Source organism: Pseudomonas fluorescens NCIMB 11764, from assembly GCF_000293885.2.
Classification (GTDB): Bacteria; Pseudomonadota; Gammaproteobacteria; order Pseudomonadales; family Pseudomonadaceae; genus Aquipseudomonas; species Aquipseudomonas fluorescens_B.
In genome coordinates this window covers 3,225,529-3,250,480 of the sequence record NZ_CP010945.1, presented here as the reverse complement: position 1 = coordinate 3,250,480, position 24,952 = coordinate 3,225,529, and the positions used below count along the sequence as shown (strand labels likewise).

At 59.9% G+C, this 24,952-nt stretch carries 20 protein-coding genes; 6 read left to right on the top strand and 14 right to left on the bottom strand.

All coding sequences use genetic code 11. The features are described from left to right. Positions 1 to 10 precede the first annotated feature (10 nt). The gene (locus tag B723_RS14940; protein ID WP_017337466.1) at positions 11 to 2,728 is read left to right on the top strand and encodes a nitrate reductase; all 2,718 of its coding nucleotides are present in this window, start codon (positions 11 to 13) and stop codon (positions 2,726 to 2,728) included. Positions 2,729 to 2,738: 10 nt separating this feature from the next. After that, complete coding sequence (gene cobA, locus B723_RS14935; protein WP_017337465.1) at positions 2,739 to 3,506, top strand: uroporphyrinogen-III C-methyltransferase; 768 nt, start codon at positions 2,739 to 2,741, stop codon at positions 3,504 to 3,506. Positions 3,507 to 3,620: 114 nt separating this feature from the next. On the opposite strand, the gene B723_RS14930 is transcribed toward cobA, so the two are convergent. From B723_RS14930 to ppsA, 8 genes are all read right to left on the bottom strand, one after another. Then, entirely contained in the window at positions 3,621 to 4,655 is a 1,035-nt protein-coding gene (locus B723_RS14930) for an OmpA family protein (RefSeq protein WP_017337464.1), read from the bottom strand. Between the two features lie 107 nt (positions 4,656 to 4,762). After that, the gene (gene sigX / locus B723_RS14925; protein ID WP_017337463.1) at positions 4,763 to 5,353 is read right to left on the bottom strand and encodes an RNA polymerase sigma factor SigX; all 591 of its coding nucleotides are present in this window, start codon (positions 5,351 to 5,353) and stop codon (positions 4,763 to 4,765) included. Between the two features lie 86 nt (positions 5,354 to 5,439). Beyond that, a complete protein-coding gene (locus tag B723_RS14920; RefSeq protein ID WP_008027407.1) occupies positions 5,440 to 6,264 on the bottom strand; it encodes a mechanosensitive ion channel family protein in 825 nt (274 codons plus the stop codon). A gap of 2 nt (positions 6,265 to 6,266) precedes the next feature. After that, on the bottom strand, positions 6,267 to 6,515 hold the full coding sequence (locus tag B723_RS14915; protein ID WP_007944521.1) for a hypothetical protein: 249 nt from the start codon (positions 6,513 to 6,515) through the stop codon (positions 6,267 to 6,269). Between the two features lie 63 nt (positions 6,516 to 6,578). After that, the gene (locus B723_RS14910) at positions 6,579 to 7,574 is read right to left on the bottom strand and encodes a zinc transporter ZntB (RefSeq protein WP_017337462.1); all 996 of its coding nucleotides are present in this window, start codon (positions 7,572 to 7,574) and stop codon (positions 6,579 to 6,581) included. A gap of 26 nt (positions 7,575 to 7,600) precedes the next feature. Next, positions 7,601 to 8,092 carry a ribonuclease E activity regulator RraA gene (gene rraA / locus B723_RS14905; RefSeq protein ID WP_017337461.1) on the bottom strand — a complete coding sequence of 164 codons (492 nt, stop codon included), beginning with the start codon at positions 8,090 to 8,092 and terminating at the stop codon, positions 7,601 to 7,603. A 121-nt stretch (positions 8,093 to 8,213) separates the two neighbouring features. Beyond that, on the bottom strand, positions 8,214 to 9,203 hold the full coding sequence (locus B723_RS14900) for an alpha/beta fold hydrolase (RefSeq protein ID WP_017337460.1): 990 nt from the start codon (positions 9,201 to 9,203) through the stop codon (positions 8,214 to 8,216). A gap of 93 nt (positions 9,204 to 9,296) precedes the next feature. Continuing rightward, positions 9,297 to 11,672 carry a phosphoenolpyruvate synthase gene (gene ppsA / locus B723_RS14895; RefSeq protein ID WP_017337459.1) on the bottom strand — a complete coding sequence of 792 codons (2,376 nt, stop codon included), beginning with the start codon at positions 11,670 to 11,672 and terminating at the stop codon, positions 9,297 to 9,299. A 174-nt stretch (positions 11,673 to 11,846) separates the two neighbouring features. On the opposite strand from ppsA, the gene ppsR reads away from it, so the two are divergent. Beyond that, positions 11,847 to 12,665: a posphoenolpyruvate synthetase regulatory kinase/phosphorylase PpsR gene (gene ppsR, locus B723_RS14890; protein WP_008027418.1), complete on the top strand. Its 819-nt coding sequence runs from the start codon at positions 11,847 to 11,849 to the stop codon at positions 12,663 to 12,665. A 117-nt stretch (positions 12,666 to 12,782) separates the two neighbouring features. Here the strand turns inward: ppsR and prpD are convergent, their stop codons facing one another. The 6 genes from prpD to B723_RS14860 all read right to left on the bottom strand — a co-directional run bounded on the left by prpD (position 12,783) and on the right by B723_RS14860 (position 21,419). Beyond that, positions 12,783 to 14,267 (bottom strand): 2-methylcitrate dehydratase, encoded by a 1,485-nt coding sequence (prpD, locus tag B723_RS14885; RefSeq protein ID WP_017337458.1) that lies wholly within the window; start codon positions 14,265 to 14,267, stop codon positions 12,783 to 12,785. Between the two features lie 217 nt (positions 14,268 to 14,484). Further along, positions 14,485 to 15,675, bottom strand: a complete 1,191-nt coding sequence (prpF, locus tag B723_RS14880; RefSeq protein WP_017337457.1) for a 2-methylaconitate cis-trans isomerase PrpF — start codon at positions 15,673 to 15,675, stop codon at positions 14,485 to 14,487. A 56-nt stretch (positions 15,676 to 15,731) separates the two neighbouring features. Then, complete coding sequence (gene acnD, locus B723_RS14875; protein WP_017337456.1) at positions 15,732 to 18,329, bottom strand: Fe/S-dependent 2-methylisocitrate dehydratase AcnD; 2,598 nt, start codon at positions 18,327 to 18,329, stop codon at positions 15,732 to 15,734. A 203-nt stretch (positions 18,330 to 18,532) separates the two neighbouring features. Further along, the gene (gene prpC, locus B723_RS14870; protein ID WP_017337455.1) at positions 18,533 to 19,660 is read right to left on the bottom strand and encodes a bifunctional 2-methylcitrate synthase/citrate synthase; all 1,128 of its coding nucleotides are present in this window, start codon (positions 19,658 to 19,660) and stop codon (positions 18,533 to 18,535) included. Positions 19,661 to 19,812: 152 nt separating this feature from the next. Then, on the bottom strand, positions 19,813 to 20,703 hold the full coding sequence (gene prpB / locus B723_RS14865; protein ID WP_017337454.1) for a methylisocitrate lyase: 891 nt from the start codon (positions 20,701 to 20,703) through the stop codon (positions 19,813 to 19,815). Next, on the bottom strand, positions 20,700 to 21,419 hold the full coding sequence (locus B723_RS14860) for a GntR family transcriptional regulator (protein WP_193393024.1): 720 nt from the start codon (positions 21,417 to 21,419) through the stop codon (positions 20,700 to 20,702). The genes prpB and B723_RS14860 overlap by 4 nt, the downstream gene beginning before the upstream one ends. A gap of 302 nt (positions 21,420 to 21,721) precedes the next feature. Between B723_RS14860 and B723_RS14855 the strand changes: the two genes are divergently transcribed. From B723_RS14855 to B723_RS14845, 3 genes are read left to right on the top strand one after another with little or no spacing between them, the layout of a single operon-like run. Beyond that, entirely contained in the window at positions 21,722 to 22,258 is a 537-nt protein-coding gene (locus B723_RS14855; RefSeq protein WP_017337452.1) for an ATP-dependent zinc protease family protein, read from the top strand. 5 nt (positions 22,259 to 22,263) lie between these two features. Then, entirely contained in the window at positions 22,264 to 23,799 is a 1,536-nt protein-coding gene (locus B723_RS14850) for an inactive transglutaminase family protein (protein WP_017337451.1), read from the top strand. Further along, the gene (locus tag B723_RS14845; protein WP_017337450.1) at positions 23,799 to 24,785 is read left to right on the top strand and encodes an alpha-L-glutamate ligase-like protein; all 987 of its coding nucleotides are present in this window, start codon (positions 23,799 to 23,801) and stop codon (positions 24,783 to 24,785) included. Before B723_RS14850 ends, B723_RS14845 begins: the two co-directional genes overlap by 1 nt. Positions 24,786 to 24,952 lie beyond the last annotated feature (167 nt).

Sequence of the window (24,952 nt, the reverse complement as noted above, 5' to 3'; positions counted from 1 at the left end):
AAGCCAGTTGATGAACCGCCAGATCACCGCCTCCACCTGCTGCTATTGCGGAGTCGGCTGCGGCGTGCTGATCGAGCATGACGGCGAGCGCATCCTCGGCGTCAACGGCGATCCGGCCCACCCGGCCAACTTCGGCAAACTGTGCAGCAAGGGTTCGACCCTGCACCTGACCGGTGACCTCGCGGCCCGAGCGCTGTATCCGGAACTGCGCCTCGGCAAGGGCCTGGCCCGCAGCCGCACCGATTGGGACACGGCCCTTGATCACGCTGCCAGCGTCTTCGCCAAAACCATCGCCGAACACGGCCCGGACAGCGTGGCGTTTTACATTTCCGGGCAACTGCTGACCGAGGATTACTACAGTTTCAACAAACTGGCGCGAGCGCTGGTCGGTACCAACAACATCGACAGCAATTCGCGGTTGTGCATGTCCTCGGCAGTGGTCGGCTACAAGCGCAGCCTCGGTGCCGATGCACCGCCATGCAGCTACGAAGACCTGGAATCCAGCGACTGCGTGATGATCGTCGGCAGCAACATGGCCTACGCCCACCCGGTACTGTTTCGGCGCCTCGAAGAGGCAAAATCCCGCCGGCCACAGATGAAAGTCATCGTCATCGACCCGCGTCGCACCGACACCTGCGACTTGGCTGACCTGCATCTGGCGATTCTTCCGGGCACCGATGTCGCGTTGTTCCATGGGATCTTGTACCTGTTGCTGTGGGAAGGCTGGATCGACCGCGATTTCATCAAGGCCCACACCGAAGGGCTGGCCGAACTGAAAGACCTGGTTCGCGATTACACGCCACCAATGGTTTCGCAGCTGTGCGGGATCAGCGTTGAACAACTGCAACAATGTGCCGAGTGGGTGGGTACCTCGCCGAGTTTCCTGTCGTTGTGGTGCATGGGCTTGAACCAGTCCACCGCCGGAAGCGCGAAAAACAGCGCGCTGATCAACCTTCACCTCGCCACCGGGCAGATTGGCCGTCCGGGTGCAGGACCTTTCTCCCTGACCGGCCAGCCGAATGCCATGGGGGGACGGGAAACTGGCAGTTTGTCGAACTTGCTGCCCGGCCATCGCGAAGCGGCCAATGCCGAGCACCGCGCGGAAGTGGCCGCCTACTGGGGCGTTGACCAATTGCCTGAACGCACCGGGCTCAGCGCGATCGAGCTGTTTGAGCAGGTTCGTAGCGGAACCGTCAAAGCCCTGTGGATTGCCTGCACCAACCCCGCGCAATCGATGCCGGACCAGACCGCCGTGCGCGCAGCGCTGGAAGCCTGCCCGTTCGTGGTGTTGCAGGAAGCCTTTCGCACCACCGAAACCGCCGCGTTCGCCGACCTACTGTTGCCTGCCGCCAGCTGGGGCGAAAAGGAAGGGACGGTCACCAATTCCGAACGGCGGATTTCCCATGTCCGCCGTGCGATTGTCGCCCCCGGTGAAGCGCGTTCTGACTGGGCGATCACGGTGGATTTCGCACAGCGCCTGGAAAAACATCTGCGTCCCGAGCAAGCCAGTCTGTTTGCGTTCGAGACCCCGGCGCAGATCTTCGATGAGTACAAGCAATTGACTCGCGGCCGTGATCTGGACTTGTCCGGCATCAGCCATGAGCTGATCGACCGTCTCGGGCCGCAGCAATGGCCATTTCCTGCAAACGCCAGTGAAGGTACGGCCCGATTGTACGTGGACGGGATTTTCCCGACCGCCAGCGGACGCGCCCGGTTCATCGCCGATCCGTATCTTGCCGCCCGGGAACAACGTGATGGGGAATTCCCGCTGACCCTGATCACCGGCCGCCTGCGCGATCAATGGCACGGCATGAGCCGCACCGGTACGGCCGCGCAGTTGTTCGGTCATGTCAGTGAAGCCGTGTTGAGCCTGCACCCGGATGACCTGCACCGCCATGGACTGCAACCCGGTGAGCTGGTCAGCCTGAAAAGCCGTCGCGGCGCACTCATTGTTGCCGTCGGCAGTGACGACAGTGTGCGTCCTGGCCAGGCCTTCCTGCCCATGCATTGGGGCGACCGCTTCCTGAAGGGTGGTGTCAATTCGATCACCCAACCGGCGTTTGATCCATTGTCGAAACAACCGGAACTCAAACACACCGGAGTAAGAATTGACCCGGTAAACCTGCCCTGGAACCTTTTCGCCTTGGTCGAGGGCGATATCCAACAGCATTTTGAGACGCTACGACCACTCTGCGAGGCGTTTTCCTACGCCAGCCTCAGCCTTGTTGGCCGTGAACGCCCCGCGCTGCTCATACGCGCTTCCAGCGCCACAGCGCCAGACCCGCAATTACTGCGTGATATCGACCACTGCCTGAGGCTCAACGAGGGGCCGGTACTGGCCTACGACGACCCTCGGCGCTCCATCGGTAAACGGGTGCGGATCGAGAACGGCCGAATTACCTCGATTCGTCTCGCTGGCGAAACCCTCGCCCAGCACTGGCTGCAGGATCTCTGGCACGAAGGTCGCGTCGACCAGCAACTGCGGCGCTGGCTGCTTGCACCGCTGAGCGCGCCGCCTGGTAACGCCAGCGCGCCGGCCGCCGGCACCAGAACCCTGTGCAACTGCAAAAACGTCAGCCAGAACGCGGTCTGCGCCGGCATCCGTCGAGGCCTGGACTTGCAAGGTTTGAAACAAGAATTGGGGTGCGGCACGCAATGCGGCTCCTGCGTCCCGGAAATAAAGCGTTTGTTGGCCGCCACTGCGCAGCCGATCGCCGTCATCTCGTGAGGAAAACACTATGAACGCAAAAGTCTGGCTGGTGGGTGCAGGTCCTGGCGACCCGGAATTGCTGACCCTCAAGGCTGTTCGAGCGTTGAGCGAAGCCGATGTGGTGTTGATCGACGATCTGGTGAACGAAGCGGTGCTGGAGCATTGTCCACGGGCGCGAATCATTGCCGTGGGCAAACGCGGTGGCTGTCGCTCCACGCCTCAGGCGTTCATTCATCGATTGATGCTGCGTTATGCCCGTCAGGGCAAATGCGTGGTGCGGCTCAAGGGCGGCGATCCGTGCATTTTTGGTCGCGGCGGTGAAGAGGCCCAGTGGCTGCGCGAGCGCGGGGTCGATGTCGAGCTGGTCAATGGCATCACCGCCGGACTCGCCGGTGCAACGCAATGCGATATTCCGTTGACGCTACGGGGCGTTGCGCGCGGCGTGACGCTGGTGACGGCCCACACCCAGGATGGCAGCAGCCTGAACTGGCAAGCCCTCGCCCAAGGCGGCACGACATTGGTGGTTTATATGGGCGTGGCGAAGCTGAGTGAAATTCGCGAGCAGTTGCTGATTGGCGGGATGGCGGCAGATACACCGGTGGCGATGATTGAAAACGCGTCCCTGCCACACCAGCGGGAATGCCGCAGCGATCTGATGGCGATGGAAGAAGATGCCTACGCCTTTGAGCTGAAAAGCCCGGCCATTCTGGTGATTGGCGCGGTGGCGGCTGACGAGCAGATCAAAAGATCGCAGCCTGCGGCAGCTCCTACATTGGCCCTGCGTACATCCTTGTAGGAGCTGCTGCAGGCTGCGATCTTTTCGCCACGCCGCAGATCCAATGCTGGAACCCAAATCGCAGGCAAAGAAAAGCCCGGCCTAAGCCGGGCTTTTCTCAGAGCTGCGGGCTAATTACTTAGCTTGAGCTTCAACCTGCGCTTCTACGCGACGGTTTACAGCGCGACCAGCTTCAGTTTTGTTGTCAGCAACTGGGCGGGATTCGCCGTAGCCAACAGACTGAACGCGGGACGATTCAACACCGTACTGGTTGGTCAGAACTTGCTTAACGGCGTTTGCACGACGCTCGGACAGTTTCTGGTTGTAAGCGTCAGGACCGACGGAGTCAGTGTGACCTTCAACAGTAGTGGTGGTGGATGGGTACTGCTTCATGAAGTCAGCCAGGTTCTTGATGTCGCCGTAGCTGTTGGTTTTAACAACAGATTTGTCGAAATCGAACTTAACGTCCAGCTCTACACGAACAACTTCAGCAACTGCTGGGCAGCCATCAGCGTCAACAGTTACGTTGGCTGGGGTGTCCGGGCACTTGTCAACGTTGTCGCAAACGCCGTCGTTGTCGCTGTCGGAGCAGACTTCAGCTGGTGCTGGAACTGGAGCGGCTGCAGGCTTGGAGCCGCCACCGAAGTTCACACCGATACCGACGCTTGGAGCCCACTCGGTGTCACCTTGGTCGATGTTGTACTGAGCTTCAACGCCGGCACGGGCGTAGAAGTTGTCAGTGAAGTACAGCTTGGCACCGCCGCCAACGTTGGCGAAAGTGGAGCCGTTACGACCACCGCGATCGTTCTGGCCGATGCTCTGATCGGAGAAACCAGCAGATACGTACGGACGCAGCATGTCGCCTGGGTTGTTGAAGTGGTACAGAGCGTCCAGGGCGGTGTTGGAGCCCTTGATGTTCTTGCCCGACTCGCTACGTACGTTGTGCACTTCGTCGTAGCCCAGACGCAGTTCAACGTCGTCGGTCAGGAAGTAACCAACCGAGCCACCGAACAGGTTGCCGTCGTTTTTGAAATCGCGCTGGCTGTCGTAGTACTCTTTCTTTGCAAAGCCTTCGATTTCAACTGCGCCTTGGCCTTGTGCCAGTGCGCCGAACGAAGTGGCTGCAATAAGAGAACCAATGGCCAAGCCCAAGGTGTTTTTCAGTTTCATCCGTTAAATCCCCATCTGGTGATTGTGAAGCAGTCCCGCAAACCGGGGGACAACTCGGCGGCAAGTCTATCAGAACTTGCCTACACGTAAGAGATATTTGCGCCGAACTAAGTTTCAGCAATGCCTGCAAATTTCTCACGCAATTTGTCTAGAGCGCGTTTGTAACGCATTTTTGTTGCACTCAAACCCATGTGCATGATGTCTGCGATCTCCTGAAACTCCAGCTCTGCGACAAATCGTAGCACCAGAATTTCACGGTCAATCGGGTTCACATACACCAGCCAGCGATCAAGTCCGCCCTTCTCCTCGGGTTTCGGCGCCTTTTCTTCAGACGCTTCCTCGAGGGGGTCCAGACTCAAAGCGTCCATCAAGCGACGCTTTCGCCGTTCTTTCCGATACTGCGTGATGCACTCGTTGTACGTGATGCTATATAGCCATGTCTTGAACTTCGATTTCCCCTCGAAGTTCTTCAGTCCATACAGCACCTTCAACATCACTTCCTGACAGACATCGTCTGCATCGCGATCGTTCCCAAGATATCGTGCACAGACGTTAAATAATGTTCGTTGGTAACGCCGCATCAATTCTTCATAGGCGCGCGTTACGTGAAACAGCTCGGTATGCGAGCGCGCGACCAACTCCTCATCAGAGAGCTCGCGGGGGTCGTAGCGCGTGGAGAGCGATTGAGCTTTATTCAAAACAAGTCGGGCCGACAGTCAGGTCAATGTCCGCCGCAGCCCTTCAGGGCATTTTGCGGCGGCATACATTAGCAGGGTTTGCCGGGTTAGCGGCTACTCACATGCTGCTCCAGGAGGATCCGATTGGAGAGAGAGACTAGCTCACCCTCATCGGTCAGCAATGTGGTTTTAACCGTGCCGATCTCTTCGATCTGACCTTCGACCTCGCCAACACGCACTTGTTGCCCAACCTGATACAACTCACGCACATAGATTCCCGCAAGAATCTGGCCGGCAATTTCCCGGCTTCCCAACCCCATGGCCAGCGCAACCGCCAGACCAACGGTTATCAATACGATCACGATCACATGGTTCAGCAGGTCAGTCTTGACCTCCAACTGGCTGATCGCGACCGAAATACTGATGATAATGACCAGGCCTTGGGCAATTCGCCCCAACCCTGCAGCGTAATCCAGCCCTACGCCTTCTGCCGCGCCACGCACCAGCCCATTGGCCAGTTGAGCCAGTAAAACTCCCACCAGCAGCACCAGCGCAGCGCCGAAAACTTTCGGCAAATACAGAGCAAGCATGTCCAGCGTAGCTGAAACTCGCTCAAGTCCAAGGGATTCTGCGGCCGAAACCAGAAAAATCAGCAGAACGAACCAGTATACGATTTTACCGATCAGCGTCGAAATCGGTACTTGAAGGCCGGCCCGGGACAGCAATTTTGTCAGACCGGTGCCGCCCATCAAGCGATCGAGACCGAGCTTGGCGAGCAACTTCGACAGCAAAGTATCCAAAAGTTTCGCAACGACGAAACCCAACAGCAGCACGACCAGTGCGCCGAACAGGTTCGGAATGAAATTCGCAACCTTGGTCCATAACGCAGTCATTGCAGTGACGAGGCTCTGAGTCCAGAGATCAAGTTCCATATTCAATCAGCCTTATCAGCAGTGCGAACGGTAGGTTTACGGTGACGGGAAACCGGCGAAACGTGCGCCGATCCGTTATTCAGGGCGATCATCAGCGCGGGCAACCAGCGGCCCAGCAGGCTGAAAAGATCACCGGCGCCGACCTGGCGATTGGCGGTTTTCAGGACACGGCCCAGACACGCATCGTCGTCCCGAGTGGACGGCGAGGCGTTCAGCATGTCGCGCAAAGACTGTTCAAACGGATCGTGCATACGCACCTCTCGTGATGTCTGTGAAAGACGCGGCCAGATTTGCACGGGTCACATGGCTCATCATCAGACCCAGCGCAAACGTCGGAATAACCACCACTGCCCCAGTGCCACCGAAACCATCATCAGGCAGGCAATCAGGAAGCCGTAGGGGCTGGCAGAGAACGGAATTCCCCCCACGTTGATTCCCAAAAGACCGGTCAGGAAACTCATCGGCAAAAAGATCCCGGTGATGATCCCGAAGCGGTACATCGTGCGGTTCATGCGCACGCTCAATCGCCGGTCTTCGGCCTCCAGGACCAGCCCCACGCGCTCCCGGGTCAACTCCAGCTCCTCAAGATAGCGGGTCAGGCTGTTGTTCAATTCGTTCCAGTAATCGCCGTCATCTTCGACAAACCAGGGTAGTTTTATCCGCGTCAGCTGTCCGAAAATATCCCGCTGCGGTGCCAGGAAACGTTTCAGCGCAGCCGCCCTCCGACGGATCTGCAAAATGGAGTCATGTTCGGGTGTATACCGTTCGTCGGTATCCAGCTTCTCTTCTTCCTCATCGACCACTTCCGAGAGGCAGCCGACCAGATCCTGCACCTTGTTGGTGAGGTACTGAGCCATATAAAGGATGAGTTCGGAGGCAGTTTTCGGTCCTTTGCCTTCGGCGAGCTGCACCAGCAATTCATCAGTGGCGCGCAACGGGCGCAGACGCAGGGAAATCACCCGCTGTGCCGAAGCAAAAATCCGCACCGACACCATGTCTTCCGGTTCCGCACCCGGATTCAGATTGACGCCGCGTAAAAATAGCAGCAGTTCGCTGTCGGAAAGCTGTAAGAGACGCGGACGGGTGTTTTCTTCCAGCAACAGATCACAGCTGAATTCACTCAGGCCGCTGGATTTGCGCAGCCAGGTCTGGGTTTGCGGGTGACTGCGATCCCAGTGCAGCCACAGGCTTTCGTGCGCCTGCAGCTGCAAATCATCGAGTTCAGTCCGGGCTATCGAACGCGCACCGCCTTTACCATCCAGCACCAGGGCATGCACCAGCCCCCACTGCGCGTTGTCTTCCTCGAACATCCTCACCCCTTTGCCTGGCTCAACGTTTATTCAGGCATCTTCAGCGGACTTGGCGAGATGATCACGCCGTTGTTGTCCGCATAGATGTACTCGCCTGGACGGAACGTCACACCGGCAAAGGTCACCACCACGTTGAGGTCGCCGAGCCCGCGCCGGTCGGATTTCCTCGGGTGGCTGGCGAGGGCCTGAACGCCCAGGTCGGTCTGCGCGATGATATCGACGTCGCGGATGCAACCGTAGATCACCAGCCCTTCCCAACCGTTGTTCGCGGCTTTCTCGGCCAGCATGTCACCCAGCAACGCATGACGCAGGGAGCCGCCACCATCGACCACCAGCACCTTGCCATCGCCCTTGAGCTCGACCTGCTCCTTGACGCGCGAGTTGTCTTCGAAGCACTTGATGGTCACGATTTCGCCACCGAAGGAATCGCGGCCGCCGAAATTGCTGAACATCGGCTCCAGCACTTGCACCAGTTCAGGATAGGCGTCGCACAGGTCAGGCGTGATGTAATGGTTCATCGAGAAACTCCTGTAAAGAGGAAGACAATCGAGGATGTCGCAAAGTGACCGGAAAAGCTCAATGCGTCATATCTTAGCCGCAAGCCGATCAGAGCGAAATGCCCTTGATAGAGCATCGGGCTCAGACTGCCGCGGCCAAATCCGGCTTGTCTCCCGACAACGGCGTGTGCTGATCGGCCAACCAGCGCGCCACCAACGGCCAGACCTCAGTCTGCGCCGCTTTGCTGACGAGCATTTCCACGTGGCCGAAGTTGTCGCCAAAGCCCTGTTCGCGACCGAGGTTGATGAACTGCTTGTGCTCGGAGCCCACCTGGTCAAACAACTTGCGACAGGCCCACGCGGGATCCTGATGGTCGCCCGCCGCACTCACCGCCAACACGGGCAAGCGGACATCGGCCAATCCGGCCCACCAGTCCTTGTCGGCATCGCCAAAACGTCCGAACAGACCGTACCAGCGCATGCTTTCCAGGGCCAGGCCAATCGGCTCGTCCTCCGGGCCGCGCTTGAGCCGTGACCCGGACAGCTGGGCGAAACGCTTGAGAATGAAGCGCCCGCTCCACTCAACCGGCGGGATCTTCAACGGCCAGTAGGTGCGACTGACTTGTGTGCCGAAGAACGCCGCAGAGGCCACCACCGGTTCACCGATGTACTCGCCACCCAGCGCCGCCGCCAGGGTTATCCCGCCCAGCGAGTGGCCGATCCAGTGCGGGACCTGGCCACTCTGCTCACGCACGAACGCGCCGATGGCTGGCAGATCGTAACGAGCGTAATCGGCGACGCGGTTTTTGCGGTAGTTCTGGTTGCGCTGGGACAGGCCATGGCCGCGCATTTCCGGAATCCATACATCGAATCCCAGGCGTGTCAGGTAAGCCCCGAGTCCCAGCCCCTTGGGAGAAAACCAGAACCGTCGATTGGAAAAACTGCCGTGCAACAGAATCACCGGCACGCCCCCGTGCGCGGGCTCATCCGCCATGCCCAATCGGGTCACGGCCAACTCCACAGTACCATCGGGACTGTTGCCGGGTTTCAAACGATAAACGTCTTCGCTCAGATCGCCGCGCCGCTCGGCGCTGATCAGGGCGACAGGAAATAGGTTGCTGCTGCTTTGCATAATGCTCTTGCACAAAAAAGGGCGGCATCCAGAGGAGCCCGCCCTACTTGAATCTTAAAGCCCCGGCCACTCGACCGAGGCTTCATTCACGAATCAGGCCGAAGCCTGACCTTCCGCCAGGAAGAACCAGGTTTCCAGTACGGAATCGGGGTTCAACGAAACGCTTTCGATACCCTGTTCCATCAGCCATTTGGCCAGATCAGGGTGGTCCGAGGGGCCCTGACCGCAAATGCCGATGTACTTGCCGGCCTTGTTGCACGCGGCAATGGCGTTCGCCAGCAGCTTCTTGACCGCCGGATTACGCTCGTCGAACAGGTGAGCGATGATCCCGGAGTCACGGTCCAGGCCCAGCGTCAGCTGAGTCAGGTCGTTGGAGCCGATGGAGAAGCCGTCGAAGAATTCGAGGAACTCGTCGGCGAGGATCGCGTTGGATGGCAGTTCGCACATCATGATGATGCGCAGACCGTTCTCGCCGCGGGCCAGGCCGTTTTCTGCCAGCAGGTCGATGACCTGGCTCGCTTCGCCCAGGGTACGGACGAACGGCACCATGATTTCAACGTTGGTCAGGCCCATCTCGTTGCGCACACGCTTGAGGGCGCGGCATTCGAGCTCGAAGCAGTCGCGGAACGATTCGCTGATGTAACGCGAAGCACCACGGAAGCCCAGCATCGGGTTTTCTTCTTCCGGCTCGTAGAGCTTGCCGCCGATCAGGTTGGCGTATTCGTTGGACTTGAAGTCCGACAGACGCACGATGACCTTTTTCGGGGTGAACGCAGCGGCCAGGGTGCTGATGCCTTCAACCAGTTTGTCGACGTAGAAGCCGACCGGATCGTCGTAACCGGCGATGCGCTTGTCGACGCTGTCCTTGATGTCCTGCGGCAGGCCGTCGTAGTTCAACAGCGCTTTGGGGTGCACACCGATCATGCGGTTGATGATGAACTCAAGGCGGGCCAGGCCCACACCGGCGTTCGGCAGTTGCGCGAAGTCGAAGGCGCGGTCCGGGTTGCCGACGTTCATCATGATCTTGAATGGCAGATCAGGCATGGCATCGACGGAGTTTTTCTTGATATCGAAGCCCAGTTCGCCTTCGAAGATGTAGCCGGTGTCGCCTTCAGCGCAGGAAACGGTGACGCCCTGGCCGTCTTTCAACAGCTGGGTGGCGTTGCCGCAACCGACCACGGCCGGGATGCCCAGCTCGCGAGCGATGATCGCCGCGTGGCAGGTACGGCCGCCACGGTTGGTGACGATGGCGCTGGCGCGCTTCATGACCGGTTCCCAGTCCGGGTCGGTCATGTCGGAAACGAGAACGTCGCCCGGCTGGACTTTGTCCATCTCGGACACGTCCTTGATGATGCGAACCTTGCCGGCGCCGATGCGCTGGCCGATGGCGCGACCTTCAACCAGCACGGTGCCGGTTTCTTTCAACAGGTAACGTTCCATGACGTTGGCCTGGGTGCGGCTCTTCACGGTTTCAGGACGGGCCTGAACGATGTAGAGCTTGCCGTCGTCACCGTCTTTGGCCCATTCGATGTCCATCGGGCACTTGTAGTGCTTCTCGATGATCATCGCTTGTTTGGCCAGCTCGCTGACTTCGGCGTCGCTGAGGCAGAAACGTGCGCGATCGGCCTTGTCGACGTCGATGGTCTTGACCGACTTGCCGGCCGTGGCGACTTCGCCGTAGATCATCTTGATCGCTTTGCTGCCCAGGTTACGGCGCAGGATCGCCGGACGACCGGCCTCGAGGGTTTGTTTGTGGACGTAGAATTCGTCCGGGTTCACCGCGCCTTGTACGACGGTTTCACCCAGGCCGTAGGCGCCGGTGATGAACACCACGTCACGGAAGCCCGATTCGGTATCGAGGGTGAACATCACGCCGGCGGTGCCGGTTTCGGAGCGGACCATGCGCTGCACGCCAGCCGACAGAGCCACCAGCTTGTGATCGAAGCCCTGGTGCACGCGGTAGGAAATGGCACGGTCGTTGAACAGCGAAGCGAACACCTCTTTGGCGGCGCGAATGACGTTTTCGACACCACGGATGTTCAGGAAAGTTTCCTGCTGACCGGCGAAGGAAGCGTCCGGCAGGTCTTCGGCAGTAGCGGAAGAGCGCACGGCCACGGCCATGTCAGGGTTGCCGGCCGACAGCGTGGCGAATGCGGTGCGGATCTCGGCGTTGAGCTTCTCGGGGAATTCGGCTTCCATGATCCATTGACGGATCTGGGCGCCGGTCTTGGCCAGGGCGTTGACATCATCGACGTCCAGAGCGTCGAGGGCGGCGTGGATCTGATCGTTCAGGCCGCTCAGTTCCAGAAAATCACGATAAGCCTGAGCTGTCGTGGCGAAGCCACCGGGCACCGATACACCGGCACCTGCAAGGTTACTGATCATCTCGCCCAGGGATGCGTTCTTGCCCCCTACGTGCTCCACATCATGGACGCCGAGCTTATCGAGGGAAACTACGTACTCTACCAAGGTGATCTCTCCACTAACTGTGTTGGAAAAGCTCAGAAGCCGGCGCTCCGAGGGAGCATTTGCCAGCTGTATGGCCTGGACCTGGAAAATAAGTGAGAATGCGGGCCAAGGGCGGCCGGCAAATCGCGCCTATCATATCCAAGATTCGTTACTAGCTTAAGGCCCAAGGTGCAAATGAAACGATCTGCTTTCTTTATCTCCGATGGCACCGGCATCACAGCCGAAACCCTGGGTCAAAGCCTCCTGGCGCAGTTCGAAAACATTACCTTCAGCAAATTCACGCGGCCGTACATCGACAACGTGGATAAAGCGCGGGCCATGGTACAACAAATCAACAAAGCCGCCGAAACCGACGGCTTTCGGCCGATTATCTTCGACACCATCGTCAATCAGGACATTCGTGAGATCCTCGCGACGTCCAATGGTTTCATGATCGACATTTTCTCGACCTTCCTGGCACCGCTTGAACAGGAACTGACCGAGCATTCTTCCTATACCGTCGGCAAGTCTCACTCGATCGGCGGCAACTCCAACTACATGGAGCGCATCGAGGCGGTGAACTTCGCCCTCGACAACGACGACGGCGCGCGCACGCATTATTACGACAAGGCCGACCTGATCCTAGTGGGGGTGTCGCGTTGTGGTAAGACACCGACGTGCCTGTACATGGCCATGCAATTCGGCATCCGCGCGGCCAACTACCCGCTGACCGAAGACGACATGGAACGCCTGACCCTGCCAAACGCCCTGCGCGCCCACCAGCACAAACTGTTCGGCCTGACCATCGACCCGGACCGCCTCACCGCGATCCGCAACGAGCGCAAGCCCAACAGCCGCTATTCGAGCTACGCGCAGTGCGAGTTCGAAGTGCGCGAGGTGGAGAATCTGTTCCGTCGCGAGAACATTGCACACATCAATTCCACGCATTTTTCCGTTGAAGAGATTTCGGCGAAGATTCTGGTGGAGAAAGGCGTGGAGCGGCGGTTCAAGTAATTCTCTGTTGCCTGTTCTGGCCTCATCGCTAGCAGGCTGGCTCCCACAGTTGATCTGCGGTGAACACAAATCAACTGTGGGAGCAGCCTGCTAGCGTTTGAACGATAACGCGGTCCTCTAGATAACAAACAAATCCACAAACCGGTTGACCGGCGTCGCCTCAAGCCGCTCCTGATCCTTGCACAACGCAAAAATCTCCTCGCTACGCTGCCCCGTGAATCGTGTCAGCAGGTTCGCCCTGAACTTGTCTTCCAGCAGCGGAATACCTTCCGCACGGCGCCGACGATGACCGATCGGGTATTCAACCACCACCTTCCCGGTGCTGGACCCGTCCTTGAAAAACACCTGTATCGCATTGGCGATCGAGCGTTTGTCCGCCTCCAGGTATTCGCGGGTGTATTGCGGGTCTTCGACGATGACCATTTTTTCGCGCAGCACATCGATGATCGGATGCGCCGCATGGAAGTCATCTTCGTACTGCTCGGCCACCAGATTGCCGAAGGCCAGCGGCACGGCGGTCATGTACTGGATGCAGTGGTCGCGGTCCGCCGCATTGGCCAGCGGGCCGACCTTGGAAATAATGCGGATCGCCGACTCGTGGGTGGTGATGACGATTCTGTCGATCTCGTGCAAGCGATTCCTGACTTGCGGATGCAACGTCACAGCCGCTTCGCAAGCGGTTTGCGCGTGAAATTCGGCCGGGAAGCTGATTTTGAACAGCACGTTTTCCATCACGTAGCTGCCATAGGAGCGGGTGAAACGGAAGGCACGCCTGTCTTCGGGCTTGAGCGCCAGGTCGTTGTTGGTGTGGCTGAACGACACGTCGTAGAAGCCCCACTGCCTGGCGGTCAGCACCCCGGGAATGCCCATCTCGCCACGCATCGCGATGTCCGCCAGACGCACACCTCGACTGGTCGCATCGCCCGCCGCCCAGGATTTGCGTGAACCGGCATTCGGCGCATGCCGATAGGTGCGCAACGCTTGCCCGTCGGCAAAGGCATGGGACAGCGCGGACAGCAACTGCTCGCGATTGGCGCCCATCAGTTTGGCAGTAACGGCGGTCGAAGCGACTTTCACCAGGATGACGTGATCAAGGCCTACACGGTTGAAGGAGTTTTCCAGCGCGATCACACCCTGAATCTCATGGGCCATGATCATGGCTTCAAGGACGGCGCGAACGGTCAGCGGCGCGTCGCCATTGGCCAGGCGCTTTTGCGACAGGTGATCGGCCACCGCGAGAATGCCGCCGAGGTTATCGGACGGATGGCCCCATTCGGCGGCGAGCCAGGTATCGTTGTAGTCGAGCCAGCGCACGATGCAGCCGATGTCCCACGCCGCTTTGACCGGGTCGAGACGATAGCTGGTGCCGGGTACGCGGGCGCCGAACGGGACGACGGTGCCTTCGACGATCGGCCCGAGGTGTTTGGTGCATTCGGGGAAACGCAGCGCCAGCAAGCCGCAGCCGAGGGTGTCGATCAGGCAGTTGCGGGCAGTGTCCAGAGCTTCCCTGGACTCGATCTTGAAGTTGAGGACGTAATCGGCAATGTCCTGCAGGACCGTGTCGTAGTCGGGGCGGTTGTTTTGGTCGACGTTGGTGCTCATGTTCGATTCACTCGTGAAGTGGTTCGTTGATGGGACCTCGGTTCAGGGCAATCTCAGTTAATGAAAAATTCTTATGATTGAAATGCAGTCCACTGTGGGAGCGAGCCTGCTCGCGATTGCGGTGTATCCGTCGACATCAATGCTGGATGTCAGTCCGCCATCGCGAGCAGGCTCGCCCCCACAGGGTTTTGTGTTTATCTCTGGTTCCGTGTCGGGTTCAGAAAGAATCTCCCGGCACGCGAACAAACCCTTCCATCAACACCCGCGCACTGCGGCTCATGATAGCTTTGTTCACTGTCCATTCACCGTCCACCAGGCTGGCCTCGGCACCGACGCGCAAGGTGCCCGACGGATGGCCGAAACGCACGGCATTGCGCTCGATGCCGCCCGCTGCGAGGTTTACCAGCGTGCCGGAAATGGCGGCGGCAGTGCCGATAGCGACCGCCGCAGTGCCCATCATCGCGTGGTGCAACTTGCCCATGGACAATGCGCGCACCAATAGATCGACATCACCTGCCGCAATCGCTTTACCGCTGGACGCGACGTAATCCGCAGGCTTGGCCACAAAGGCAACCTTGGGCGTGTGCTGGCGCTTCGCGGCTTCATCCAGATTGGAAATCAGCCCCATGCGCAGCGCACCGTAAGCACGAATGGTCTCGAACATCGCCAGTGCTTTCGGATCACCGTTGATAGCGCCCTGCAACTCGGTGCCGGTGTAACCGATGTCTTCGGCATTGACGAAAATAGTCGGGATACCCGCATTGATCATGGTTGCCTTGAACGTCCCGACGCCGGGCACTTCGAGGTCGTCCACCAGATTCCCGGTAGGAAACATCGAACCGCCACCGCCCTCCTCTTCCGCCGCCGGGTCCATGAATTCGACCTGCACTTCGGCTGCCGGAAAGGTCACGCCGTCGAGTTCGAAATCACCGGTTTCCTGCACCTCACCATTGGTGATCGGTACGTGGGCGATGATGGTCTTGCCGATGTTGGCCTGCCACACGCGCACCACCGCCACACCGTTGTGCGGAATGCGGCTGGCGTCCACCAGGCCGTTGCTGATGGCGAACGAACCGACCGCCGCCGACAGGTTGCCGCAGTTGCCGCTCCAGTCCACGAATGGCTTGTCGATGGAGACCTGACCGAACAGGTAATCGACGTCGTGATCGGCCTTGAGGCTTTTCGACAGGATTACGGTTTTACTGGTGCTGGAAGTCGCGCCGCCCATGCCATCGATTTGCTTGTCGTACGGGTCGGGGCTGCCGATCACCCGCAGCAACAGGGCGTCGCGCGCCGGGCCGGGAATCTGTGCCGCTTCGGGCAGGTCTTTCAGGCTGAAAAATACGCCTTTGCTGGTGCCGCCGCGCATGTAGGTGGCGGCGATTTTGATCTGGGGTGCGTGAGCCATGGGTGCTCCTTCAAGACAGACACGGGACTTGAAGTCCCGCGTCCGCACAGCTTGATTTAGACGGCAACCGCCGATTCTTCGAGGAAGTCCTGCGCGAAGCGTTGCAGCACGCCGCCGGCCTCATAGATCGACACTTCTTCAGCAGTGTCGAGGCGGCAGGTCACCGGCACTTCGACGCGCTCACCGTTCTTGCGATTGATCACCAGCGTCAGCTCGGCGCGCGGTGTGCGTTCGCCGATCACGTCGTAGGTTTCGCTGCCGTCGATGGCGAGCGTGTGGCGGTTGGTGCCCGGCTTGAACTCCAGCGGCAACACGCCCATGCCCACCAGGTTGGTGCGGTGAATACGCTCGAACCCTTCGGCGGCAATCGCTTCCACACCCGCCAGACGCACGCCTTTGGCCGCCCAGTCGCGGGACGAACCCTGACCGTAATCGGCGCCGGCGATGATGATCAGCGGCTGCTTGCGTTCCATGTAGGTTTCGATGGCTTCCCACATGCGCATGACCTTGCCTTCCGGTTCCACGCGGGCCAGCGACCCCTGCTTGACCTTGCCGTTTTCCTGGACCATTTCGTTGAACAGTTTCGGGTTGGCGAAGGTGGCGCGTTGCGCGGTCAGGTGGTCACCGCGGTGCGTGGCGTAGGAGTTGAAATCCTCTTCCGGCAGGCCCATTTTCGCCAGGTATTCGCCGGCGGCGCTGTCGAGCATGATCGCGTTCGACGGCGACAGGTGATCGGTGGTGATGTTGTCCGGCAGCACCGCCAGCGGGCGCATGCCCTTGAGCGGGCGCGCACCGGCCAGCGCACCTTCCCAGTACGGCGGACGGCGGATGTAGGTGCTCATCTCGCGCCAGGCGTACAGCGGCGTGACCTTAGGACCGGTGTCTTCGTGGATGGCGAACATCGGGATGTAAACCTGACGGAACTGCTCAGGTTTGACCGAGGCTTTCACCACCGCGTCGATCTCTTCGTCGCTCGGCCAGATGTCCTTCAGGCGGATTTCCTTGCCGTTTGCGTCCAGGCCCAGCACATCTTTTTCGATGTCGAAACGGATGGTGCCGGCGATGGCGTACGCCACCACCAAGGGCGGCGAAGCGAGGAATGCATTCTTGGCGTAAGGGTGAATCCGCCCGTCGAAGTTGCGGTTGCCCGAGAGCACGGCGGTGGCGTACAGGTCGCGGTCGATGATCTCTTGCTGGATCACCGGGTCCAGCGCGCCGGACATGCCGTTGCAGGTGGTGCAAGCAAAGGCCACGACGCCGAAACCGAGTTGTTCCAGTTCGTCCGTCAGGCCCGCTTCATCGAGGTACAACGCCACGGTTTTCGAACCCGGTGCCAGGGACGACTTGACCCACGGCTTGCGGGTCAACCCGAGCTTGTTGGCATTGCGCGCCAGCAGGCCGGCGGCAATCACGTTGCGCGGGTTGCTGGTGTTGGTGCAACTGGTGATGGCGGCGATGATCACCGCGCCGTCCGGCATCTGGCCAGGTACGTCGTCCCATTTCCCGGAGATGCCTTGCGCGGCCAGGTCAGACGTAGCAACGCGAGCGTGCGGGTTGCTCGGGCCGGCCATGTTGCGCACCACCGAGGACAGGTTGAAGGTCAAACCGCGCTCGTATTGCGCACCCTTCAGGCTGTCGGCCCACAGGCCGGTGGTCTTGGCGTAGTTCTCGACCAACTGTACTTGCTCGTCTTCACGGCCGGTGAGCTTGAGGTAGTCGATGGTTTGCTGGTCGATGTAGAACATCGCCGCGGTGGCGCCGTATTCCGGAGCCATGTTGGAAATGGTTGCGCGGTCGCCGAGGGTCAGCGCGGAGGCGCCTTCGCCGAAGAACTCCAGCCACGCGCCGACGACTTTTTGCTTGCGCAGGAACTCGGTCAGCGCCAGCACCATGTCGGTGGCGGTGATGCCCGGTTGCAGTTTGCCGGTCAGTTCGACGCCGACGCTTTCCGGCAGACGCATCCACGATGCGCGGCCAAGCATCACGCTCTCGGCTTCCAGGCCACCGACGCCAATGGCGATCACACCCAGGGCATCGACGTGCGGGGTGTGACTGTCGGTGCCGACGCAGGTATCAGGGAACGCCACGCCATCGCGCACCTGGATCACCGGAGACATTTTCTCCAGGTTGATCTGGTGCATGATCCCGTTGCCGGGCGGAATCACGTCAACGTTCTTGAACGCTTTCTTGGTCCAGTTGATGAAGTGGAAACGGTCTTCGTTGCGACGGTCTTCGATGGCGCGGTTCTTCTCGAACGCGTCCGGATCGAAACCACCGCGCTCGACGGCCAGGGAGTGGTCGACGATCAATTGTGTCGGCACCACCGGGTTCACTTGCGCCGGGTCGCCACCTTGCAGGGCGATGGCGTCACGCAGGCCGGCGAGGTCGACCAGCGCGGTCTGGCCGAGAATGTCGTGGCACACCACGCGGGCCGGGAACCATGGGAAGTCGAGGTCGCGTTTGCGCTCGATGAATTGCTTCAGGGATTCGGTGAGCGTGGCCGGGTCGCAGCGACGCACCAGGTTTTCCGCCAGCACGCGGGAGGTGTACGGCAGGGTGTCGTAGGCGCCGGGCTGGATGGCTTCGACCGCCGCACGGACGTCGAAGTAATCCAAATGGCTGCCGGGCAGCGGTTTACGGAATTCAGTGTTCATCGTCAGGACTCGGTCACGGTAGTTTCAAAAGGTGGGGCCTGGCACAGCACCTGAAATGCACACAATCCACTGTGGGAGCGAGCCTGCTCGCGAAAGCGGTGTATCAGCCGACATCGATGTTGAATGTCAGTCCGTCTTCGCGAGCAGGCTCGCTCCCACAGGGATCTGCGTAGCGTTCAGATCCCGGTGCAGGCCTTCACCATTCAGCGTTGTTCGATTGGCACGAACTTGCGCTGTTCGACGCCGACATACTCGGCGCTCGGGCGGATGATGCGGTTGTTGGCTCGCTGTTCGAACACATGCGCCGCCCAGCCGGTCAGGCGCGAGCAAACGAAAATCGGCGTGAACAACTTGGTCGGAATACCCATGAAGTGGTACGTCGACGCATGGTAGAAGTCAGCGTTCGGGAACAGTCTCTTCTGTTCCCACATGGTTGCGTCGATGGCTTCGGACACTGGAAACAACACGGTGTCGCCCACTTCGTCAGCGAGTTTTTTCGACCAGCCCTTGATCACCTCGTTACGCGGATCGTTGTCCTTATAGATCGCGTGGCCGAAGCCCATGATCTTGTCCTTGCGCGCCAGCATGCCGAGGGTGCCCTCGACCGCCTCTTCCGGCGACGAGAAACGTTCGATCATTTCCATCGCCGCCTCGTTCGCGCCGCCGTGCAGCGGGCCGCGCAGGGAACCGATGGCCGCGGTGATGCAGGAGAACAGGTCGGACAGGGTCGATGCACACACCCGAGCGGTGAAGGTCGAAGCGTTGAACTCATGTTCCGCGTACAGGATCAGCGAAACGTTCATCACTTTGACGTGCAGGTCGCTTGGCTTCTTGCCGTGCAGCAGGTGCAGGAAGTGGCCGCCAATGGATTGTTCGTCGCTCACGCAGTTGATGCGTTTGCCGTCGTGGCTGAAGCGATACCAGTAACACATGATCGCCGGAAACGCGGCCAGCAGGCGGTCGGTTTTGTCGTGCTGCTCGGAGAAATCCATCTCCGGTTCGATATTGCCCAGGAACGAGCAACCGGTGCGCATCACGTCCATCGGGTGGGCATCCGCGGGGATGCGCTCCAGCACTTCCTTGAGCGCTTGCGGCAGGTCGCGCAACTTGCCCAGTTTGTTGATGTAGGCGTCCAGTTGCGCCTGGGTCGGCAGTTCGCCGTACAGCAGCAGGTAGGCCACTTCTTCGAACTGGGCGTCAGCCGCCAGTTCGCGAACGTCGTAGCCGCGGTAGGTCAGGCCTGCGCCCGACTGGCCCACGGTGGACAGTGCGGTTTGCCCGGCAACCTGGCCACGGAGCCCGGCGCCACTGAGTACTTTTGCTTCGGCCATTGCTGTCTCCAGTTTTCTTGAATTTGTTAGGGAATCGGCAAATTTGGGTGTTGCCAAAAAGATCGCAGCCTTCCGCAGCTCCTACATCGACTGCGTCCGGCAACATCCCCGTAGGAGCTGCCGGGTGAAACGAGGCTGCGATCTTTGGATCTTTACTTCTTCGCGGCAAACAACGCATCGAGCTTCTGCTCGAAGGTGTGGTAGTCGATGCGATCGTAAAGCTCCATGCGCGTCTGCATGGTGTCGATCACGTTCTGTTGCGTGCCGTCGCGGCGAATCGCGGTGTAGACATTTTCCGCGGCCTTGTTCATGGCGCGGAAGGCCGACAGCGGGTACAGCACCAGCGACACATCCGCTCCTGCAAGTTGCTCGGTGGTGTACAGCGGCGTCGCGCCGAACTCGGTGATGTTGGCCAGGATCGGCGCTTTCACGCGGCTGGCGAACAGCTTGTACATCTCCAGTTCGGTGATCGCTTCCGGGAAGATCATGTCGGCGCCAGCCTCGATGCACGCCGCAGCGCGATCCAGTGCGGACTCCAGACCTTCCACCGCCAGGGCGTCGGTGCGGGCCATGATCACGAAGCTGTCATCGGTGCGCGCATCAACCGCCGCTTTGATGCGGTCGACCATTTCCTGCAGCGACACGATTTCTTTGTTAGGACGGTGACCGCAGCGCTTGGCGCCGACCTGGTCTTCGATATGAATCGCCGCCGCGCCGAACTTGATCATCGACTTGACGGTGCGCGCGACGTTGAACGCCGAGGAGCCGAAACCGGTGTCCACGTCCACCAGCAGCGGCAGGTCGCAGACGTCAGTGATGCGGCGCACGTCGGTCAGCACGTCGTCCAGGCTGGTGATGCCCAGGTCCGGCACGCCGAGTGAGCCGGCAGCCACCCCGCCACCCGACAGGTAAATCGCCTTGAAACCGGCGCGCTTGGCCAGCAGCGCATGGTTGGCGTTGATCGCGCCGACCACTTGCAGCGGATGTTCGCTGGCGACCGCATCGCGGAAACGCTGGCCTGGAGTGCTCTTGTTGGAACTCATGACTCACCTCGTTCAGTGGCTGTCTTAGTGGCGCCGTCCTGGTAATGACGGGCGATATTGCGTTTGGAGGCGCCGATGTGACGGCGCATCAACAACTCGGCCAGTTCACCGTCACGGTCGGCGATGGCGTCGAGAATCCGGTGGTGCTCGGCAAAGGCCTGGCGCGGGCGATTGGGCGTGGTGGAAAACTGGATGCGGTACATGCGCACCAGTTGATAAAGCTCGCCGCAGAGCATCTGCGTCAGGGTGCGGTTGCCGCTGCCCTGGATGATTCGGTAGTGGAAGTCGAAATCGCCTTCCTGCTGGTAATAACCGACACCGGCCTGAAACGCCGCATCGCGCTCGTGGGTTTCAAGGACGTGGCGCAGTTCGTCGATTTCTTCGACGGTCATGCGTTCCGCCGCGAGACGGCAGGCCATGCCTTCGAGGGATTCGCGGATTTCGTAGAGTTCCAGCAGCTCGGCGTGACTCAGGGAAACCACTCGCGCCCCGACGTGCGGCACGCGAACCAGCAGGCGCTGGCCTTCCAGACGGTGGATCGCTTCGCGCAGCGGACCGCGACTGATGCCATAGGTGCGCGCCAGTTCCGGCTCGGAGATTTTGCTGCCCGGGGCGATCTCGCCCTTGACGATGGCCGCCTGAATGCGTCGAAAGACGTTCTCGGAAAGTGTTTCCGAATCGTCCTGAGCAATGATCGGGGGATCGAGTTGATCCAGCATATTGTCGACACCTTGAAAGCTGATGCGGCAAAAACTAGCGAATATAGGTCTGGCAGTCAAAGGATAAATGGATATTGTCGACAATCGTCTAATAACCGGCCGCCCCATAACGAAGCAGCATCTCTGTTTATAGCCGCCTCCCGGCGCTGGCGCCATGAAACCACCGTGCTAGAATGCCGCCCGCATTTGTTTGTGACATCTGCACGGCCTGTCATAAATAGCTGATAGGCATACGAGGGAGCTTGCGCAGCGATGCCAGGGCCTTGAATCGAAACACGGACCGCTGCGCACCAGGATTTATGAGACTCAAGCCCTTCCCCACCTTCCTTTATATGCTCTGCCTGCCCGGTGTCGCCGCGGCGGGGGAAAAAACCGTGTACGGCCTCAACGAGTACGCCTCGCTGGACGGCATCAACCTGGAAGTCGCGGCCAAACTCGACACCGGGGCGAAAACCGCCTCCCTGAGCGCCCGCGACATCAAACGCTTCAAGCGCAACGGCGAATCCTGGGTGCGCTTCTATCTGGCGATCGACGCGGCGCACTCGCACCCGATCGAACGGCCACTGGCCCGCGTCAGCAAGATCAAGCGCCGCGCCGGCGACTACGATCCGGACGAAGGCAAGAAATACACCGCCCGTCCGGTGATCGAGCTGGATATCTGCATGGGTTCGGCTTTACGCAGCATCGAAGTGAACTTGACCGACCGAAGTGCCTTCCAATATCCGCTCCTGATCGGCTCCGAAGCGCTCAAGCGCTTTGATGCGCTGGTCGACCCCAGCCTTAAATACGCTGCTGGCAAACCCGCCTGCGCCACCGACGCTCATACCGCAGAGTAATTCCAATGCGCTCTCTTACCCTCCATCTGAAAATGCTGATCGCCATCCTGGTGGTGCTGGGCATTTCAGTTACGGCCTATCAGATTTTCGTGCTCGGCATTCCCGTGACCGAAGACGCCACCGACGACTTGTGGAACATCGACGCCAAGGTCGAGTTCGTCGCCAGTGCCAAGGACCCGGTCAAGATCCAGATGTTCGTGCCGCCTCTGAGCCGCGATTACGTCAGCCTGAATGAAAGCTTCATCTCCAATAATTATGGCGTGGCCGTAAACCGTGTCGACGGCAACCGCAAGGTCACCTGGTCGGCGCGCCGGGCCAAGGGCAACCAGACGCTTTATTACCGCCTGGTGCTGACCAAGCGCTACACCGGTGAAAAATCCAAGATCAAAGGCCCGACCTTCCGCGACAGCATCGCCGTCGAAGGCCCGGAAAAAATCGCCGCCGAAGCCCTGCTCGCGCCGATTCGCCAGCACTCGGCCGACGTCGAAACCTTCATTGGCGAGGCGATCAAGCGGGTCAACAACGTCAATGACGACAACGTGAAACTGTTGCTGGGGGGTGATCCGTCCAGTGGGCACAAGGCCAAAATCGTTGAACTGGTGCTGTCCATCGCCCACGTGCCGGTGGAAAAGGTCCACACCATCCGTCTGGTCGCCGACCAACCGCAAACACCTGAACTCTGGCTGCGCAGCTTCAACGGCACCGACTGGCTGTACTTCAACCCGGAAACCGGCGAGCAAGGCCTGCCGACCGACCGCCTGCTGTGGTGGACCGGCGATGAAAACCTGATCACTGTCGATGGCGGCAAGAAAGCCACCGTCACGTTCAGCATGAACAACAGCGAAATGAACGCCATTCGCCTGGCCAAGCTGACCGACGAAAACACCGACGCCAACTTCCTCGAATACTCGTTGTACGGCCTGCCGCTGCAAACCCAGCAGACCTTCATGATCATGGTGATGATCCCGATCGGCGTGCTGGTGATCCTGATCCTGCGCAACCTGATCGGCTTGCAGACCCTCGGCACCTTTACCCCGGTGCTGATCGCCCTCGCCTTCCGCGAAACCCAGCTCGGCTTCGGTATCGTGCTGTTTACCATCATCACCGCGCTGGGGCTCTCGCTGCGCTCGTACCTTGAGCACCTGAAACTGCAGATGTTGCCAAGGCTGTCGGTGGTGCTGACGTTTGTGGTGGTGCTGATCGCAGCGATCAGCCTGTTCAGCCATAAGCTCGGCCTGGAGCGCGGGTTGTCCGTGGCGCTGTTCCCGATGGTGATTCTGACCATGACCATCGAACGCCTGTCGATTACCTGGGAAGAACGCGGTTCCGGGCATGCGATGAAAGTCGCGATCGGCACCTTGTTTGCCGCCACCCTGGCACACCTGATCATGAGCGTTCCAGAGCTGACCTACTTCGTGTTCACCTTCCCGGCGGTCCTGTTGATTCTGGTGGGCTTCATGCTGGCGATGGGACGCTATCGTGGTTATCGCCTGACTGAACTGGTGCGTTTCAAGGCGTTCCTGAAGAAGGCTGACGTCTGATGTTCGGCTTCTGGAAGACCTGGAAGGCCCTTGAAGCCCGGGGCATCATGGGGATCAACCGGCGAAACGCAGACTACGTGCTCAAGTACAACAAGCGCAGCCTGTACCCGATCGTCGATGACAAGATCATCACCAAGGAACGGGCGATCGCCGCCGGCATTCATGTGCCGGAACTGTATGGCGTGATCTCCACCGAGAAAGAGATCGACAACCTCGACAAGATCATCGGCGGACGCAACGACTTCGTGATCAAACCGGCCCAGGGCGCGGGTGGCGACGGCATCATTGTGGTTGCCGACCGTTTCGAGGGGCGTTATCGCACAGTGTCCGGCAAGATCATCAGCCATGAGGAAATCGAGCACCATATCTCCAGCATCCTGACGGGCCTCTATTCGCTGGGCGGTCACCGGGATCGTGCGCTGATCGAATACCGCGTGACACCCGATCAGATTTTCAAAAGCATCAGTTATGAAGGCGTGCCGGATATCCGCATCATCGTGCTGATGGGCTACCCGGTGATGGCGATGTTGCGCCTGCCGACGCGCCAGTCCGGAGGCAAGGCCAACCTGCACCAGGGCGCCATCGGCGTCGGTGTCGACCTCGCCACCGGCCTGACCCTGCGCGGCACCTGGCTGAACAACATCATCACCAAACACCCGGACACCACCAACGCGGTGGACGGAGTGCAACTGCCCTACTGGGACGGTTTCATGAAACTCGCCGCCGGCTGTTACGAGCTGTGCGGGCTGGGTTACATCGGTGTCGACATGGTGCTGGACCAGGAAAAGGGACCGCTGATTCTTGAGCTGAATGCCCGGCCGGGGCTGAACATCCAGATTGCCAATGATTGCGGGCTGACGTTGCGCACCCATGCGGTCGAGGCGCGACTGGAAGAGCTGAAGGCTCGCGGGATGACCGAGACGGTGCAGGAGCGGGTCGAGTTTGTTCAGGAGATGTTCGGGCATATTCCGGCCGTCGAAGGCTGACCTTGTGGCGAGGGGATTTATCCCCGTCGGACTGCGCAGCGGCCCCAAAATCAGGCCTGCTGCGCAGTCCAACGGGGATAAATCCCCTCGCCACAGGCCTAGTGCCAGCCGCTGCCAATCGGTCACTTCGCGACATCCCCTCTAGGAGCAATTCCCCGAGGGGACTA

Bases quoted from the DNA above. Each gene is read 5' to 3' on its own strand.
- B723_RS14940 (WP_017337466.1), top strand. From the start codon at position 11: ATGAACCGCCAGATCACCGCCTCCACCTGCTGCTATTGCGGAGTCGGC.
- cobA (WP_017337465.1), top strand. From the start codon at position 2,739: ATGAACGCAAAAGTCTGGCTGGTGGGTGCAGGTCCTGGCGACCCGGAA.
- B723_RS14930 (WP_017337464.1), bottom strand. From the start codon at position 4,655: ATGAAACTGAAAAACACCTTGGGCTTGGCCATTGGTTCTCTTATTGCA.
- B723_RS14920 (WP_008027407.1), bottom strand. From the start codon at position 6,264: ATGGAACTTGATCTCTGGACTCAGAGCCTCGTCACTGCAATGACTGCG.
- B723_RS14915 (WP_007944521.1), bottom strand. From the start codon at position 6,515: ATGCACGATCCGTTTGAACAGTCTTTGCGCGACATGCTGAACGCCTCG.
- B723_RS14910 (WP_017337462.1), bottom strand. From the start codon at position 7,574: ATGTTCGAGGAAGACAACGCGCAGTGGGGGCTGGTGCATGCCCTGGTG.
- rraA (WP_017337461.1), bottom strand. From the start codon at position 8,092: ATGAACCATTACATCACGCCTGACCTGTGCGACGCCTATCCTGAACTG.
- B723_RS14900 (WP_017337460.1), bottom strand. From the start codon at position 9,203: ATGCAAAGCAGCAGCAACCTATTTCCTGTCGCCCTGATCAGCGCCGAG.
- ppsR (WP_008027418.1), top strand. From the start codon at position 11,847: ATGAAACGATCTGCTTTCTTTATCTCCGATGGCACCGGCATCACAGCC.
- prpD (WP_017337458.1), bottom strand. From the start codon at position 14,267: ATGAGCACCAACGTCGACCAAAACAACCGCCCCGACTACGACACGGTC.
- prpF (WP_017337457.1), bottom strand. From the start codon at position 15,675: ATGGCTCACGCACCCCAGATCAAAATCGCCGCCACCTACATGCGCGGC.
- acnD (WP_017337456.1), bottom strand. From the start codon at position 18,329: ATGAACACTGAATTCCGTAAACCGCTGCCCGGCAGCCATTTGGATTAC.
- prpC (WP_017337455.1), bottom strand. From the start codon at position 19,660: ATGGCCGAAGCAAAAGTACTCAGTGGCGCCGGGCTCCGTGGCCAGGTT.
- prpB (WP_017337454.1), bottom strand. From the start codon at position 20,703: ATGAGTTCCAACAAGAGCACTCCAGGCCAGCGTTTCCGCGATGCGGTC.
- B723_RS14855 (WP_017337452.1), top strand. From the start codon at position 21,722: ATGAGACTCAAGCCCTTCCCCACCTTCCTTTATATGCTCTGCCTGCCC.
- B723_RS14850 (WP_017337451.1), top strand. From the start codon at position 22,264: ATGCGCTCTCTTACCCTCCATCTGAAAATGCTGATCGCCATCCTGGTG.
- B723_RS14845 (WP_017337450.1), top strand. From the start codon at position 23,799: ATGTTCGGCTTCTGGAAGACCTGGAAGGCCCTTGAAGCCCGGGGCATC.